This is a genomic window from Sorangium sp. So ce836 (assembly GCF_028553905.1).
GTDB lineage: Bacteria > Myxococcota_A > Polyangia > Polyangiales > Polyangiaceae > Sorangium > Sorangium cellulosum_D.
In genome coordinates this window covers 9,717,305-9,731,955 of record NZ_CP102233.1, presented here as the reverse complement: position 1 = coordinate 9,731,955, position 14,651 = coordinate 9,717,305, and the positions used below count along the sequence as shown (strand labels likewise).

The following is a 14,651-nucleotide window of genomic DNA, read 5'->3' as shown; positions in this document are numbered from 1 at the left end:
GGCAGCTGCGGTGTTTCGCCTTACCGCGAGGGGCCGCGCGGCCTCGGGTGAACCCCCATATAGGCGGCGGCGCTCCTGGCGGACGGGTCGTCCGGATAGCGCTCGATGAGGTCTTCCGCGAGGCTGCGGGCCTGGCCGGCCCGGTCGAGGCGCACGAGCGCCCGCACGCGGAGCAGGCCGCGCTCGGCGGCGCGCGAGCTGTCGTCGAAATCGCGCGACGCCGCGTCGTCGAGCCGGAGCACCTCCTCCGGGTCGCTCGTCAACGCGGCGCGCATGCGCTCGATGACGCGGGCCTCGGGGTCCGCGTCCAGCGCCGCCGGCGCCGCGTCGGGCTGCGGTGCTGCGGCGCTCGCGGGGGCAGCGGCCGGCGGCGGCGCCGGGGGGACGGCGGACGACTCGTCGCGTCGCTGCGGCCTCGCGCCCTCGCTGGGCTCCGCGCTCGACGGCCGCGCCTTCGGGGCGGGGCGCTCGTCGCGGCCGAGCGCGAGGAAGCCCGCCACGGCGAGCGCGGCGAGGGGGAGGCCGATGAGCAGCGCGCGGCGGGTGCCGGACGGTCGGGGTGCGTCCACGGCGGCGAACGTAGCGCGCCGGCGTGGCCGGCGGTAGCCGCCGCTCGAACGGCGGGGCGGCGGCTCGGGCGCGCTCGATCACGACATGAGGGCGCGCGGGTCGTGGAGCGAGCCATCCTCGGAACAGGCCATCGAGGTGCGCTGTGCGCCGCGCGAGGGCCGCGCGCTGGAAGCGCGTTGAGGGACTCGCCCTGTCGGAGCGCGAGCTGGCACAGATGGCCGCGGCGCCGGGGGAGTGTGCCAGGATCTGATCCCCGTGTCATGAGGGGGCGAAGGCCGCGCGCCGCGCGGCCCGCGGGGCGAGAGGGATGAGCTCCTCGAAGATCTCACCGGATCTGCGGGGTCGGCATGGCCCCGGGGCATCGCCACCGTCGCTGTCACAATTTTGCCACGGACGGTACGATTTTTGCAGTGACATGGTGCGGAAAGGTTGCGCTCATGCCCTCTCAGCTACCGTCTCTTTCGGCTCGGTCACGGTCGTTCCGCACGCGAGCGATTTCGCTGTTCGCCCTCTCGGTCATCCCGTCTGCCATCCTCCTCGCGGGCTGCGCCGATCCGCCGGACACCATCAACAACTACTATTACACGAACGGGGAGGGCGGGGCCGGCGGCGACGGCGGCGACCGCGGCGACGGCGGCGATGGCGGCGCGCCGGCAGAGGAGTTCCCGGGGGCGCCCGTCGCGGACACCGAGGTGGCCGATCATGCGCTCGACGTCTTCGGCGCCATCGGCAACCGCTACTGGCTCGCCGTCTCGAAAGAGCAGCTCGAGCTCATGAACGAAGGGCTCGACAACGGCCCGATCCCCATCGCGCGGCCGGGGTTCGGGGATATCTACTCGCCGACCGGGGAAGACGCGACCTTCGTGGATCACCTGTGGGTGACGACGGCCGGCGCCAAGGGCAAGACGGCCGATTACGGCAAGGTCCAGGTGGGGGTCGCCGGCCAGTCGACGCTGCGGCCCTGGACGAAGCGGACCATTCCCAACCTCAACGTCGACGCGGACGAGTTCGTCGAGAAGCAGCGGCTCGGCGGCTTCGAGCACCTGCGCTTCAACAACGGCCAGGTCGGCACCGTCTTCCGCGAGCGCCTCACGCTCGAGCTCTATGCCCGCCTCGATTACCCGGCCCCCCTGACCAACTACGCCTGGATCTCGAGCAACGTCTGGGGGCCGGAGGTGTCGATTCCATACATCGTGGTCGAGCGCTACAAGAAGGCGTTCTGCGCGCGCCTCGGGGACAAGCTCGGCGGCGGCTGCGCCAACATGTGGGAGTTCGCCGGGGACTTCGCCGGCAACATCCCGGGGGGCGGCTGGATCCCGAAGCCGATCGACGTGGTGATCCCCGGCGGCAGCATCTTCGACGACCCGGCGACCTGCCAGCTGAAGACGTGCGACAACACCCGCGCGAAGGCGCTCGAGCAGGCGATCGCCGAAACGCCGCCGGGCGAGGGCTTCAAGGCCGCGCTCGAGGGCTGGATCGACTGGCCTGCTTTCCACCGGTTCCAGTGCCTGTCGTGGGTGCTCGCCACCGGGGATGACGCCATCCACAACAGCAACAACGTCGTGCTGGTCGAGCGGTCCGATGGTCTGTTCCAGTACCTGCCGTACTCGGTCGACATCAGCCTGGGGCAGAGCTGGTATCCGCTGGTCCCCCTGGCCGGCGCGAACTCGCTGGCGCGCGGGTGCCAGAGCGATACGGCCTGCTGGGCCGACACGATCGCGATGTGCGAGGACGTGATCGAGGATTTCGCGGCGCTCGACCCGAACGCGGTGCTGAAGGGCATTTACGAGCAGCTCTCGGACGAGGGGATGCTCCGTCCGGGCGACGAGGAGCGGTACGCGGCGCTGGACGCCTGGCTCACCGAGCAGCTCAAATTCCTGCCGGAGGATCTGGAGAGGAACCGCGAGCAGCCGCAGCTCTGCGTTCCTCCGCAGGTCGATTGCGGCGGCTACTGCGGCTATCCCCAGGACTGCGGCTGGGGCGTCGGTGCGGCGGTCGGCGCGGGCGGCTTCGGCGAGGGCGGTGGAGGTGAGGGCGGATTCGGCGAGGGCGGTAAAGGCGTCGGCGGATTCGGCGAGGGCGGTGGCGGCGTCGGCGGCTTCGGCGAGGGCGGTGGAGACGCGGGGAGCGGCGGCGTGGGCGGAAGAGATGCGGGGAGCGGAGGCCTGGGCGGCGGCGCGGCGGGGAGCGGCGGCGCCGGCGGTGAATCCGCGGGCTGACGCCGGGTAAGCCTCGACAGGCTCGACGCTCGGAGAGGGAGGGGCGCCGCGCTCCGGCGCTCCCTCTCAGGGCGAGATCTCGAACAGGCACCGCGTGATCGGGATGCCGACGTCCGCCAGCACGTAGAGATAGTATTTCGTGCCGGGGACGAGCTCCTCGGGGGTCCCGTCGGCGGGATAGCCCTGCTTCGTGCTCGGCGGGGCCTCGCCGTAGGTGATACCGCTCTTCATGGGCTCGGCGCTCGAGGGCACGTCGAGCCGCCAGATCGTCCCCTCGGGCAGGTCGAGGTTGGGGGGAGCGCCCGGGTTCTCGGCGTCCGCCGACATGACGTAGACGTAGCGGGCGCCGCCGCCGGCCCAGGTGACCTTGCCTGCGGCGTCCACGCCTTCCCCCGCCGCGCAGTCGCTCGGCTCGTAGAGGCTCTGTTCATAGATGGGCCCGCCGAACGGGGTCATGTCCGCGAAATCCTCCCTCGTGAACCCGCGGCGCTCGAGCTCGCCCTCGAAGAACGCGATCATGCGCGCCGGGTCCGTGGTGGGCAGCCCGGCGACGTCGCGGGAGAAGCCGTTGTTCTGGTCCGGCGGATACGCGCCGAGCGCCGCCGAGGAGACCCAGCCGGCGGCCAGCGCGAGGCCCGACGGCTTGAAGCTGTCGGTCCAGACCGGCCCGGCCTCGATGTACCAGTTCGACGGCCCCGCGGCGGGCGCGGCCTCCGTCGAGTGACAGCACACGCACCCGCACGCCTCGGTCTGCTCCGTGACCCAGGCGAGCTCGGCGAGCCATGCCGGGTCGGACAGGCGCGGATCGTCGCTCGGGGTCTTGTACTCGGAGGGCGGCGCGGGCCAGTACGGGCGCTGCGTGAGGACAGGCTCGCACGACGCGTAATCGGTGAACCGGCGGCCCGGCTCGGTGCAGCCCGAGATGGCGCCGAACGTGCAGACTTTGCCGTCGCTCTGCCCGGCCGGCTCGCCGGCCTTCGGATCGACGCAGACCTGCTCGGGCCACTGGAAGACGGCGCCGCCGGTGCCGATGCCGGGGTCCTCGGTCGCGGCGTCGCAGGCGTCGGGCTCGAACTGGCCGCCGCCGAACATCTCGCAGCCGCGCTGGGTGGCGGCGCACTGGCTCGTGTCGCCGCCGGGGAAGACAAGGGTGTACGCGTCGTCGGTCCCGCCGCCGAGCACGCAGCGGCCGAGCGTCTCTGGATACGCGCAGCGCTCGCCGCCGGTGAAGGTGGCGCCCTGGAGCGCCTTGCAGTCGGCCTCGGCGGCCTCCGCGGTCCAGCCGCCGCCGGTGTACTCGCGGCACTCCTCGGCCTGGCTGAAGGCGCTCGTGTAGACGCAACGGCCCGGTGACCCGGAGGGCTCCGGAGCCCCCGAGGCGGCGTTGTCTTCGCCGCTTTGGCAGGCGCCCAGCCCTCCGAAGGCCGAGACGAGGAGCGCTGCGACCAGCATCGCGTGCGGTGAACGGAGGAGCTCTCGCTTCACGGTGAATCTCCTGAACGTGGACCTTCGAGCGAAGGTGAATGTGGTTCAGCTCGCCGGATTGTCCGGAGAGCGTGTTGATGTGTATCGTTTGTTCATGATTGTGCAATCTTGGTACATGGTTTTGTGAGTATTTTGTGGTCTGGGACACTGTATTTGTCCGTCGGCGCCCTGCTTGGAGGCATGCCGGAGGCGTGCCGGGGGACGGCACCCGCCTTGTCCAGGAAACATGAAGGGGCGGTCCGAGGCGCTTCAGCGACGGGAGGCCGGCGCCGCCGGCGCAACTCGCCCGTAGGCGACGCGATGCTGCGGGGCGGAACGGCGCCCTCGGCGGCGAGGAGCAGCGCCCCGGCGGCGCCCGCGCCTCACCGGAGCGCGCCGATGCCGAACGAGAGGCACGGCTCTCCGTCGCGCAGCGACACCGCCGCGAACTGCTTCTCCGGCGGGTACATGTACCCGAACAGCGTGCACATCTCGTTGTCGCCGAAGCCGAAGGTGAGATCGTGGTCCGACGTGTTCCGGAACCTGCACGCGTACCGGAGCGAGTCGCCCTCCTCGAGCGCGATCGCCCGCCGGTACACCTCGATGTCGCCCTCCAGGTCGAACGCCCCGCCCTCGTAGACGCGCGCCTCGCCGCCGTCCTCGCCGACGACATCCACGTCGAAGGCCTCGGCGTAACGGTGCGTGTGGGGCATGAGAGACACGATGTTCCCGCCGAACGTCGAGCACGTGGCGCCGACGGTCCGGGTCGCGCGCGGCGGGACGAGGAAGTCGTTCACGTTCATGACGAACGGCACGAGCTCTTCCGTGCGCTCGGAAATGGGCATGGTGAAGAAGTCGTAGGCGAGCTCGACGACCGCGGGCTCGGCCGACGCGTTGAGCAGGTGGACGCTCGTCGAGATCTCGCGGGTCGTGTCCAGGGTGAAGCCCATCCCCTCGGGGAAGACGAGCGTCTCGTCGCCGACGACCTGGGTGGAGCTCGCGAAGAGGACGTCCGGGATGACCGCCGGCAGCGCGCCAAAGGGATCGTCGGCGCCAGGATGGCAGCCCGGGTAGGGGTTCGGCCCGAACGACGGATTCACCGGCTTGGCGATGACGTTGCTGTGGTGCAGCCCGGCCGTCGTGTAGAGGCGCGCCGCGTGGACGGTCTCGTTCACGAGGGCAGGGAAGGGCCATGAGAGGCAGAAGAGCGCCTCCTCGCCGGGCGCGAGGGTCCGCGGCGGCGCGATGATCCTGAAGCCGCTGCGCGGCGGCTCCGGCAGCTGGAGCCGGGTGAGCGGCGCGCCGAACGCGACGACGTTGTCCCGGTCGATGCGCTCTTCGGGCTCGTAGCGGGCGGCGGGGTGGACGCACCGACCCCGGAAGAGCTCCTCGCCGGGCGCGCACGCCGCGGGCGGCGAGGGCTCGATTCCGGCGCAGGCAGGGAGGAGAGGAATCCAGAGGAGGAGCGACGAACGAGCGATATGCTTCGGGACGGAGCGGAGCTTTGGAGTTCGCATCACGCGTCACCTGCGACCGGCGGCGCCTCACCGGAAGCCTCGACTGCCGATCTTCACCGATCGATCGTATCTCCCGTCGTCGACGCGCGCGGCCTCGCGCGGCCAGGGCGGAGCCCGCGCCCGCGCGGCGCGACCGAGGGCGCGCCGGCCGGCGCCGCCCAGCCGCCTCGACCGCCGCCCCGCCGCGCGGCGCTATCGCGCGCGTACCGACGGCCTGGAACGCCGGAGGGGCGCCGCGCACCGCGGGGCCGCCCACGTGGATACCCGGTTCACCCGGGTCGACGCTGTGCGCAACAAGGGCGTGACGTGGGCGTCGCGGATCGTCTAGCATCCGCATGCCGAGGGGCATCGCGCCCCACCATCCCCTGCATCGCCCGACGACCACGCAGCGTGGTCCCAGCTCGTGGAGAGACAGCATTGAGCGAGCAAGCAACCGAGCCGGCCCTCCCCGTCACCGCCTTCGAGAGGCGCTTCAAGCACCCGCCGGGGCTCGTGATCCTCTTCTTCGCGGAGATGTGGGAGCGCTTTTCGTATTACGGCATGCGCGGCCTCCTCAAGCTGTATATGGCGAACTACCTGTTCGTCACGGCGCGCGAGGCGTACCAGGGGTGCCGCCAGCACTCGCCGCCGTGCGACCTCGTCCCTGGCGATCCGGCCACGGTGTTCGCCGGGGACTTCATCCGGGGCTTGCTCCCGAGCGCGCCCGCCGAGCAGGCGTCCATGCTCTACGGGCTGTACACGGGCCTCGTCTACCTCACCCCGTTCTTCGGCGGCATCCTCGCCGACCGGGTGTGGGGCCAGCGCAAGACGGTGGTGATCGGCGGCGTCCTGATGGCCGTCGGACACTTCGTCATGGCCTTCGAGAACTCGTTCTTCCTCGCGCTGCTCCTGCTCATCCTCGGCAACGGTGCGTTCAAGCCCAACATCTCGACCCAGGTCGGCAGCCTGTACCCGAAGGGTGATCCGCGCCGCGACGGCGCCTTCACCATCTTCTACATGGGCATCAACGTCGGCGCCTTCATCTGCAACTTCGTGTGCGGCACGCTGGCCGCCGTCTACGGCTGGCATTACGGCTTCGCCGCCGCGGGCGTCGGGATGTGCCTTGGGCTCGTCGTCTACCTGATGGGGCAGAAGTACCTCGCCAAGGACAACCTCACCAAGGCGGCCGAAGGGACCGGCGAGGAGAAGCAGCCGCTCTCCAGCGAGGAGTGGAAGCGCGTCGGCGCGCTCGTGGCGCTCTGCGCCCTCAACATCGTCTTCTGGGCGGTCTACGAGCAGCAGGGCAACACGATGCAGACCTGGGCCGACGAGAAGACCGTGTGGCCCGTCGTCCTCGGCTTCCAGATCCCGTCGACGTGGTTCCAGTCGTGGAACCCGCTCTGCATCATCCTGTTCGCCCCGCTCCTCGACATCTTCTGGCGCTGGCAGTCGAAGCGCGGCACGGAGCCGACGAGCGTGTCGAAGATGGCGATCGGCTGCACCCTCCTCGGGCTGTCGTTCATCGTGATGATCCTCGGCGCGCAGGCGGTCGGCGACGGCAAGGGCAGCCTGTTCTGGCCGCTCTTCTGCACGCTGCTCCTCACGATCGGCGAGCTCTACCTGTCGCCCATCGGCCTGTCGCTCGTGACCAAGGTCTCGCCGGTGCGGATCGTGTCGATGATGATGGGCATGTGGTTCGTCTCGAGCTTCTTCGGCAACACGCTGAGCGGCTATATCGGCATCTTCTACACGCGCTGGCCGAAGGAGATGTTCTTCCTGCTCCTCACCGTCCTCGGCATCGGCGCCGGCGCCGCGATGTTCGCGTTCAACAAGCCGCTCCGCCGGGTCATCGGCAGCCACTGACACCGACCGCCGAGAGGCGCGGCGGCGCCCCCGGGGAGGGGGCGCGCCGCCGCGTCAGGGCGCCCGGGCGCCGCCGGGGTCGACGATCCGCTCGTCGAGCACCGCGAGCCGCCCCGCGGGCAGCGCGCCCCCGATGGCCTCCACGGCGCGGCGGACGCTCTCCAGCGTGCTGCACGAGGCGACGTCGACGAAGAGCCGCCCCGACTCGGGCCAGGAGTGCAGCGCCACGTGCGACTCGCTGACGACCGCGCACGCGGTGATGCCCTGCGGCGAGAACGGGACGACCACCATCTCGAGCAGGGTGAACCGCCCGGCGGCCACGGCCGCCTCCAGCGCCCCGCGGAGCGCGGCCTTGCTGTTCAGGAAATCGAAGGGGCAACCTTCGAAGTGGGCGAGGGCGACGTATAACCGCATCGTGGGCGAGGCGCGCAGCGGCGGCGCCGCGCTGGCCGCCGAGGATAGCCGAGGCCGGGCGCGCCGGCGAGCTCACGCCGCGGGCGCGCCGGCGAGCTCACGCCGCGGGCGCGCCGATGGGGGCGGGCGCCCGCGGAGCGCCGGCCTGCGCCGCGGCCTCGACGCAGACGCGGACCTCCTCCAGGAGCTCCTGGAGGCCGAGCTCCCCCTTCTGGAACACCCGCTCGGTGCCCAGCCGGAGCCGCGCGCGATCCTCGTCCGTGAGCTCCTTGGCCGTGAGCACGATGAGCGGCATCCGGCGCCAGTGCTCGTGGACGCGCAGCCGCTCGATCAGCTCGAACCCGTCCATCTCGGGCATCATCAGATCGACGATGGCCGCGTCGGGCGCCTCCGCGTCGGTCGCCAGGAGATCGAGCGCGACCCGGCCGTTCGCCGCCGACAGCGCGTCGCAGCCCGACCTGCGCAGCATCCCCTCGAGCACGTCCCGGCTCGGCGCGTCGTCCTCGACCACGAGGACGCGCGGGCTGCGCCCGCTCCGGAGCGCGCAGCGCGCGAGCGCGCGCTCCAGCGCCTCGCGCTCCACCGGCTTCGTGATGTAGTCCGCGGCGCCGAGCGAATACCCGATGCCCCGCTCCTCGACGATCGAGATGACGATCACCGGGATCGACGCGAGCGCCGGGGTCGACTTGAGCGCCGAGAGCACCCGCCAGCCGTCCATCTCGGGCATCAGGAGATCGAGCGTGATCACGTCGGGGAACAGCGTGCCGGCGAGGCGCAGCCCCTCCCGCCCGCCCGGCGCGAGCGCCACGTGGTGGCCGAGCGCCTCGATGTGCCGCTTGAGCAGGTCGCGCACCGTGGCGTCGTCGTCCACCACGAGGACGAGCCGCTGGGCGTCCGCGTCGCCCGGCGCCCACGCCTCGGCGCCCGCGCGGCCGTGGCCGTCCGCCGCGCCGCCCCGCGCCGCGGCGTCGTCGCGCGGCGCCGCGAGCGGCAGCCGCACGCGGAACGTGGAGCCCTTGCCGACCTCGCTCGTCACCTCGATGACGCCGCCCATGAGCTCGACCAGCCGCTTCGTGATCATGAGGCCCAGCCCGGTGCCGCCGTACCTGCGCGAGGTCGACGCGTCGGCCTGGACGAACGGCTGGAACAGCCGCTTCAGCTGCTCCTCCGTCATCCCGATGCCCTCGTCCTCGACCTCGAGGTGCAGCGCCGGCAGGCCGGGCCCGCGCTCGACCGCGACCCGCACCCGCACGGCGCCGTCGGCGGTGAACTTCGCCGCGTTGCTGAGGAGGTTGTAGAGGATCTGCCGCGTCCTCCGTGGGTCGGCGTGCAGGGTGATCGCGCCCTCGGGGCGGTGGATCGAGAGCGTGTTCCGGCGCTGCGCGACCAGCGGGCGCACGGTGGAGGTCACCTCGTCGAGCACCGCCTGGACGTCGAACGACTCGGGGTGGAGCTCCATCCGGCTCGCCTCGATCTTCGACAGGTCGAGGACGTCGTTGATGAGGCCGAGGAGGTGGGCGCCGGCCTGGTGGACCTTCTTCAGGTCCGCCACGAACGCCTGGTTGCCGAGCTCGATCGCGTCCTCCTGGAGCATCTCGCTGTAGCCGAGGATCGCGTTGAGCGGCGTGCGCAGCTCGTGGCTCATGTTGGCGACGAACTGGCTCTTCGCCAGGTTCGCGCGCTCGGCCGCCCGCGCCATGGCCTCGGCGTGCGTCTTGGCCTCCGAGAGCTGCCGGTTCACGACCTCGGCCCGCTCCATCGCCTGGGACAGCGCCTGCTCGGTCTCCTTGTGCAGGGCGATCTCCTGCTGCAGCTGCTCGTTCTGCCGATCCAGCTCCTCCTCGACGAGCTCGCGGCTCTCCCACGAGAGGACGAGCCACCACGCGCCGACGCCGATGAGGACCACGACCGCGGCGTAGAGCTTGATGAACGCGGCGAGGACCTCGGGCCGCGCCTCGGCGGTCAGGGCGGCGCTCCAGTAGAAGAGCCCGAAGAGCGCCCCGACGACGCCGGCCATGGCGGCGAACACGAGCGCGAAGCGCGCGAGCCGCGACGAGAGCCGCGCCGACAGCCGCTCCGCCACGAAGGCGCGGAGCGCCGTCGCCCGGCGCGCGGACACCCCGGGCCGGGGCGTCTTGCAGACGTCGTGGCAGCGCGCGTCCAGCGTGCAGCAGAGCGAGCAGATCGCCCCCTCGTACACGGGGCAATACGCCATGTCCTGCGGCTCGTAGCCGTGCTCGCAGACGCAGCACTGCGCGATCCCGGGGGCCTTGTCGCTCGGGAAATGGGTGTTCTCGCGGGCGATGTAGTACTTGCCCCGGGTGAGCCAGGCGATCGCGGGGGACAGCGCGAACGCGAGGCCGAGCGCGATGAACGAGGAGTACGCCGCGGCGGCGGGGCCGAACACCCCGGCGAAGCAGAGGATGGAGGCCGCGGCGCCCGCGCCCATCGCGCCGACCCCCACCGGGTTCACGTGATAGAGGTGCGCCCGCTTGAACTCGATAGTCCGTGGGCTCAGCCCGAGGGGCTTGTTGACGACGAGGTCGGCCACGATCGCGCCGATCCACGCGATCGCGACGCTGGAGTAGATCGCGAGCACCTTCTCGAGGGTATGGAAGACCCCGAACATCATGAGGAGGAGCGCGATGGCGACGTTGAACACGAGCCAGACGACGCGGCCGGGGTGGCGGTGCGTGAGCCGCGAGAAGAAGTTGGACCACGCGAGCGACCCGGCGTAGGCGTTGGTCACGTTGATCTTGAGCTGCGAGACGACGACGAACGCCATCGCCGCGAGGAGGACGACGCTCCGGTTCGAGAAGACGTGCTCGTAGCCGGCCAGGTACATCACCACCGGCCGGAGCGCCGCGTCCACGCTCGAGCCCTGCCGCACCGCGAGCGACGCGAGGAAGCCGCCGGCCAGCTGCTTGGCGCCGCCGAGCAGGATCCACCCCGGCCCCGCCAGGATCAGCGCGAGCCACCAGCGGCGGCGGTTCGATCGCGTCCTGTCCGGCATGAACCGCAGGTAATCCACCTGCTCGCCGATCTGCACGATGAGGGAGAAGCTCACGCTGGCCGCGAGGCCGAAGAGGACCGGGTCGAACCGGTCGCCGCCCTCCGACCTGCCGACGAAGCTGGTCCAGCCGGACAGCGCCTCCGGGTCCCTCTGGAGCACGAAGACGAACGGCAGCGCCATGAGCATGAGCCACAGCGGCTGGGTCCAGAGCTGGAACTTGTTGATCAGGGTCACGCCGAAGAGCACGAGCGGGATGATCACCGCCGAGCACAGGAGGTATCCGGGTACGAGCGGCAGCCCGAAGTAGAGCTCGAGGGCCTGCGCCATGATGGCGGCCTCGAGGGCGAAGAAGATGAACGTGAACGACGCGTAGATGACCGACGTGATCGTCGAGCCGATGTAGCCGAACCCCGCGCCCCGCGTCAGGAGGTCCATGTCGAGGTTGTAGGTCGCGGAGTAGTACGAGATCGGCAGTCCCGTGAGGAAGATGATGACGCTGGAGACCAGGATCGCCCAGAGCGAGTTCGTGAACCCGTAACTGACGATCAGCGAGCCGCCGATGGCCTCCAGCGCCAGGAACGAGATCCCGCCGAGCGCCGTGTTGGCGAGGAGCGCCGGGGACCATTTGCGGAACGACCTCGGCGCGTAGCGGAGGGAGTAGTCCTCCATGGTCTCGTTGGCGACCCAGCTGTTGTACGCGCGCCTCTCCCTGACGATGGTGTGGATGACCTGCATGGCTCGCCGCTCCGCGCCTGTCCGCGGCACGCCCCGGACAGGCGCCCTCGTGTCCTCGGTACAACCGCCCTGTGAAGCGCCCCGCGCGCGCCCGGCCGGCGCGGCCTCGCGCTCAGCCCCCGCCCTGCTCGCCCGCGGCGCCCCGCGTCGCCGCGCGCTGCGCCTCCTCGGCGCGCGCCTGGTGCTCCCGGAGCAGGGTGACATAGGCCTCCTCGCACTGCCTGAGCCGCTTGAGCTCGAGGCAGGCGCGGATGCGCGCCTGGAGCAGGACCATGTTGAACGGCTTGGTCACGTAGTCCTCGGCGCCGCACTCGATGCCGCGCGCCACGTCGCCGAGCTTGTCGGACGCGGAGAGCAGGACCACCGGGGCGAGGCCGAGGCGCCCCTCGTCCCGCAGCTTCTCCAGGACGTCGAGGCCGCTCAGGTCCGGCATGACGAGATCGAGCAGGATCAGGTCGTAGTCGTTCTCGCGGATGAGCTGCAGCGCCGTGCGCCCGCCGGGCGCCTGGTCCACCTCGTACCCCCGCCGCTCGAGGCACGACGTCAGCATGTCGCGGTTCACGGAGTTGTCGTCGACGACGAGCAGGCGCCCGCCGATGCTCCCGGCCCTGGCCGGGGAGGTGAGCGCGGGAGGGGGAGCCTCGTCCTGGACCAGCGGCAGCCCGAGCCACGGGGCCTTCGGGAGGCCGCTCTGCGAGTAGCCCGCGATGAGGCTGCGCAGCATCACCCCCGCCGCCTGGATCCGGCAGAGGATGGGAATCAGCGCGAACCGCTCCTCGCGCTCGAACCGGGAGAGCAGCTCCGCGCAGAGCGGCTCGATCTTGCTCGTGTGCGGCTCGGTGGCGTCGTTGAGCTCGCGCAGGCTGCGGAGCAGCGCCTGCGAGTCGCGGTTGCCGAGCGCCTCCTCGGAGATGCGCTCGTTCACCTGGGCGAGCACGGAGGCCCCGATGCCCCGGAGCCCGTTGAGCGCGTCGAACGTGCTCGTCGGCGCGTCGAGCGGCAGGCACTCGAGGAGGTGGTCGCCGTAGCCGACGATCGCGGTGAGCGAGGTGCGGAGCTCGTGGCGGAGGTGCGCGATGAGCGATCTCCAGAGCTCCTGCTTCCCGGGCCTGTCGCTCGCGGCGCCGCGCCCGGCGAGGGGATCGGCCGGGCGCTTCACGGCGACTCCCGGGCGAGCAGCGTCTGGATCTTGGCGTCGAGGCGCTCGATCTCGACGGGCTTGATGTCGTAGTCGTCGCCGCCCGCCTCGATGGCCTGCTCTCGATCGCTGCTCATCGCGTGGGCGGTGAGGACGATGATCGGGATGTCCCTGGTGCGCGTGTCCCCCTTGAGGCGGCGCGTCGCCTCGAGGCCGTCGATGTTGGGCAGGCCGACGTCCATGAGGATCAGCTGCGGCCGCGCGGCGCGCGCCATCTCCACCCCCGACTCGCCGTCCACGGCGGTCATCACGGCGTATCCACGGCGAAGCAGGCGTCGCGATAACATGTCGCGGTTCATCTCGTTGTCTTCGACGAGGAGAATGGTGGTCATGAGGTCGCCCCCTTGAAAGCAAGATCCCCGCAGCGCCCCGCCCGACGACGAGCGCGGCCGCCGCTCGCGCAGGCGCGCGACTGAGGCGCCGGAAGAGGACCGCAAGGGCGCAAGGGACGCAAGGGGAAGAGAAGAATACAATTTTATCTCTGTCCCGTTGCGCCTCTTGCGCCCTTGCGGTCTCTCCTCTTGCCCCATGCCGTGCTCTTCCAGCTTGCTCGTCGCCTAGAAGAGCTCCTGAGCGGTCGTGTCCCCCGTCCGCGCCGCCTTCGTCGATTCGATGTCTCGTACGTTACGGTATCGGTTTTTGAGGATCCATAGAAATCGGTGTTTGCCACCGCCAGAGGCGTGCTGCTCGGAGAGCGAATGTCCGCGGCCCGAGCCTCTCCTGGAAGGGGAGCCGCGTTGTGTCCAGCACGTGTCGAGCGGTGATGGAGAGAGCGGTGAGGCCACGAGATGGCCTGTCGCAGGTGGATGAATGGATTCGGGACGTACGCTGCCGGAGCGCCGCTCCGCTCCTCGAGCGCTCAGCGCCGCGCGATCTCGACGATCTCCCGCGCGCGCTGGCCGCCGAGGTCGAAGCGCCCCTCGAGCCCCGCGAACACGAAGCCGTTCATGCGGCTGCCGCGGACCTCGTGGGCGGCGCTCGCGCCGCCGGTGCGCTCCAGGAAGAAGACGTTGAGCCCGCCGCCGACCGATGGGCCGAGCGCCACGCTGTCCGACATGCGGACATCGAGCGTCGCGGTGAGGCGCGCGAGCTCGACGCCGTGGGTGAGCGTGTCGCGCTCCTGGCCGGGCGCCGCCGTCCAGAGCGCGCGGTAGCCGCCGCCGAGCGCGATCACCGGGTCGATGCGCTGGAACGGCGCCATGTGGAACCTCGCCTCGGCGCCCGCCGTCAGGCCGCGGACGTCGGTGTCGCGCCGGGCCGGGCCCATGGCCATGTACTGCTCGTAGCTCGACGTCAGGCCGAGGCCGATCTTCGGCGTCGCGCGGTAGCCGAGCTTCACGGCCACGCCGGCGCCGGGGCCCGACACGTCGCGGAGGCGCCGCTCGCTCCCGATGTTGCCGAACCCCTGCGTGTACCCGGCGGCGACCCCGAGCTCGAGCGCGTTGCTCGGCGCCCGGAGCGGCGAGCTCAGGTAGCTCGGCGGGACCTCGCCCTCGTAGTCCTGCGCCGAGGCGACGCGCGCGTACAGCGCGCCGAGCGCGGCCGCGGCGACCGCGAACCCCGTGTATGCCTTCATTGCGGATCCTCCTCGTTCGCGGCGCCGCGAGGCGGCGGAGCCGATCCGCGCGCCACGATCCGCGCTGCGCGGCCCGCGCCGCGCGAGCCGTCCGGGGACGCCG

The 14,651-nt window shown here is 71.2% G+C and carries 10 protein-coding genes; 2 read left to right on the top strand and 8 right to left on the bottom strand.

What is annotated here, in order from left to right; all coding sequences use genetic code 11:
* Window positions 1-20 precede the first annotated feature (20 nt).
* The gene (locus tag NQZ70_RS35215; RefSeq protein ID WP_165374334.1) at window positions 21-569 is read right to left on the bottom strand and encodes a tol-pal system YbgF family protein; all 549 of its coding nucleotides are present in this window, start codon (window positions 567-569) and stop codon (window positions 21-23) included.
* A 438-nt stretch (window positions 570-1,007) separates the two neighbouring features.
* On the opposite strand from NQZ70_RS35215, the gene NQZ70_RS35210 reads away from it, so the two are divergent.
* Entirely contained in the window at window positions 1,008-2,789 is a 1,782-nt protein-coding gene (locus NQZ70_RS35210) for a CotH kinase family protein (RefSeq protein WP_129578135.1), read from the top strand.
* Between the two features lie 66 nt (window positions 2,790-2,855).
* On the opposite strand, the gene NQZ70_RS35205 is transcribed toward NQZ70_RS35210, so the two are convergent.
* Both NQZ70_RS35205 and NQZ70_RS35200 read right to left on the bottom strand, forming a co-directional pair.
* Window positions 2,856-4,274: a proteinase inhibitor gene (locus NQZ70_RS35205; RefSeq protein WP_237244319.1), complete on the bottom strand. Its 1,419-nt coding sequence runs from the start codon at window positions 4,272-4,274 to the stop codon at window positions 2,856-2,858.
* A 362-nt stretch (window positions 4,275-4,636) separates the two neighbouring features.
* Window positions 4,637-5,770 (bottom strand): hypothetical protein, encoded by a 1,134-nt coding sequence (locus NQZ70_RS35200; protein WP_129578134.1) that lies wholly within the window; start codon window positions 5,768-5,770, stop codon window positions 4,637-4,639.
* Window positions 5,771-6,187: 417 nt separating this feature from the next.
* Between NQZ70_RS35200 and NQZ70_RS35195 the strand changes: the two genes are divergently transcribed.
* The gene (locus tag NQZ70_RS35195) at window positions 6,188-7,612 is read left to right on the top strand and encodes a peptide MFS transporter (protein WP_129578133.1); all 1,425 of its coding nucleotides are present in this window, start codon (window positions 6,188-6,190) and stop codon (window positions 7,610-7,612) included.
* Window positions 7,613-7,666: 54 nt separating this feature from the next.
* Here the strand turns inward: NQZ70_RS35195 and NQZ70_RS35190 are convergent, their stop codons facing one another.
* The 5 genes from NQZ70_RS35190 to NQZ70_RS35170 form a co-directional block, all read right to left on the bottom strand.
* The gene (locus NQZ70_RS35190; RefSeq protein ID WP_129578132.1) at window positions 7,667-8,026 is read right to left on the bottom strand and encodes an S-adenosylmethionine decarboxylase family protein; all 360 of its coding nucleotides are present in this window, start codon (window positions 8,024-8,026) and stop codon (window positions 7,667-7,669) included.
* 97 nt (window positions 8,027-8,123) lie between these two features.
* On the bottom strand, window positions 8,124-11,774 hold the full coding sequence (locus tag NQZ70_RS35185; RefSeq protein WP_129578131.1) for a response regulator: 3,651 nt from the start codon (window positions 11,772-11,774) through the stop codon (window positions 8,124-8,126).
* A gap of 112 nt (window positions 11,775-11,886) precedes the next feature.
* Window positions 11,887-12,933: a response regulator gene (locus NQZ70_RS35180; RefSeq protein ID WP_129578130.1), complete on the bottom strand. Its 1,047-nt coding sequence runs from the start codon at window positions 12,931-12,933 to the stop codon at window positions 11,887-11,889.
* Window positions 12,930-13,304: a response regulator gene (locus NQZ70_RS35175; RefSeq protein ID WP_129578129.1), complete on the bottom strand. Its 375-nt coding sequence runs from the start codon at window positions 13,302-13,304 to the stop codon at window positions 12,930-12,932. The genes NQZ70_RS35180 and NQZ70_RS35175 overlap by 4 nt, the downstream gene beginning before the upstream one ends.
* 527 nt (window positions 13,305-13,831) lie before the next feature.
* Window positions 13,832-14,548 carry a hypothetical protein gene (locus tag NQZ70_RS35170; RefSeq protein WP_129578128.1) on the bottom strand — a complete coding sequence of 239 codons (717 nt, stop codon included), beginning with the start codon at window positions 14,546-14,548 and terminating at the stop codon, window positions 13,832-13,834.
* Window positions 14,549-14,651: the final 103 nt, after the last annotated feature.

Excerpts from the sequence above, each read along its gene's own strand:
- NQZ70_RS35200 (WP_129578134.1), bottom strand. The coding sequence starts at position 5,770 with ATGCGAACTCCAAAGCTCCGCTCCGTCCCGAAGCATATCGCTCGTTCG.
- NQZ70_RS35185 (WP_129578131.1), bottom strand. The coding sequence starts at position 11,774 with ATGCAGGTCATCCACACCATCGTCAGGGAGAGGCGCGCGTACAACAGC.
- NQZ70_RS35210 (WP_129578135.1), top strand. The coding sequence starts at position 1,008 with ATGCCCTCTCAGCTACCGTCTCTTTCGGCTCGGTCACGGTCGTTCCGC.
- NQZ70_RS35175 (WP_129578129.1), bottom strand. The coding sequence starts at position 13,304 with ATGACCACCATTCTCCTCGTCGAAGACAACGAGATGAACCGCGACATG.
- NQZ70_RS35170 (WP_129578128.1), bottom strand. The coding sequence starts at position 14,548 with ATGAAGGCATACACGGGGTTCGCGGTCGCCGCGGCCGCGCTCGGCGCG.
- NQZ70_RS35190 (WP_129578132.1), bottom strand. The coding sequence starts at position 8,026 with ATGCGGTTATACGTCGCCCTCGCCCACTTCGAAGGTTGCCCCTTCGAT.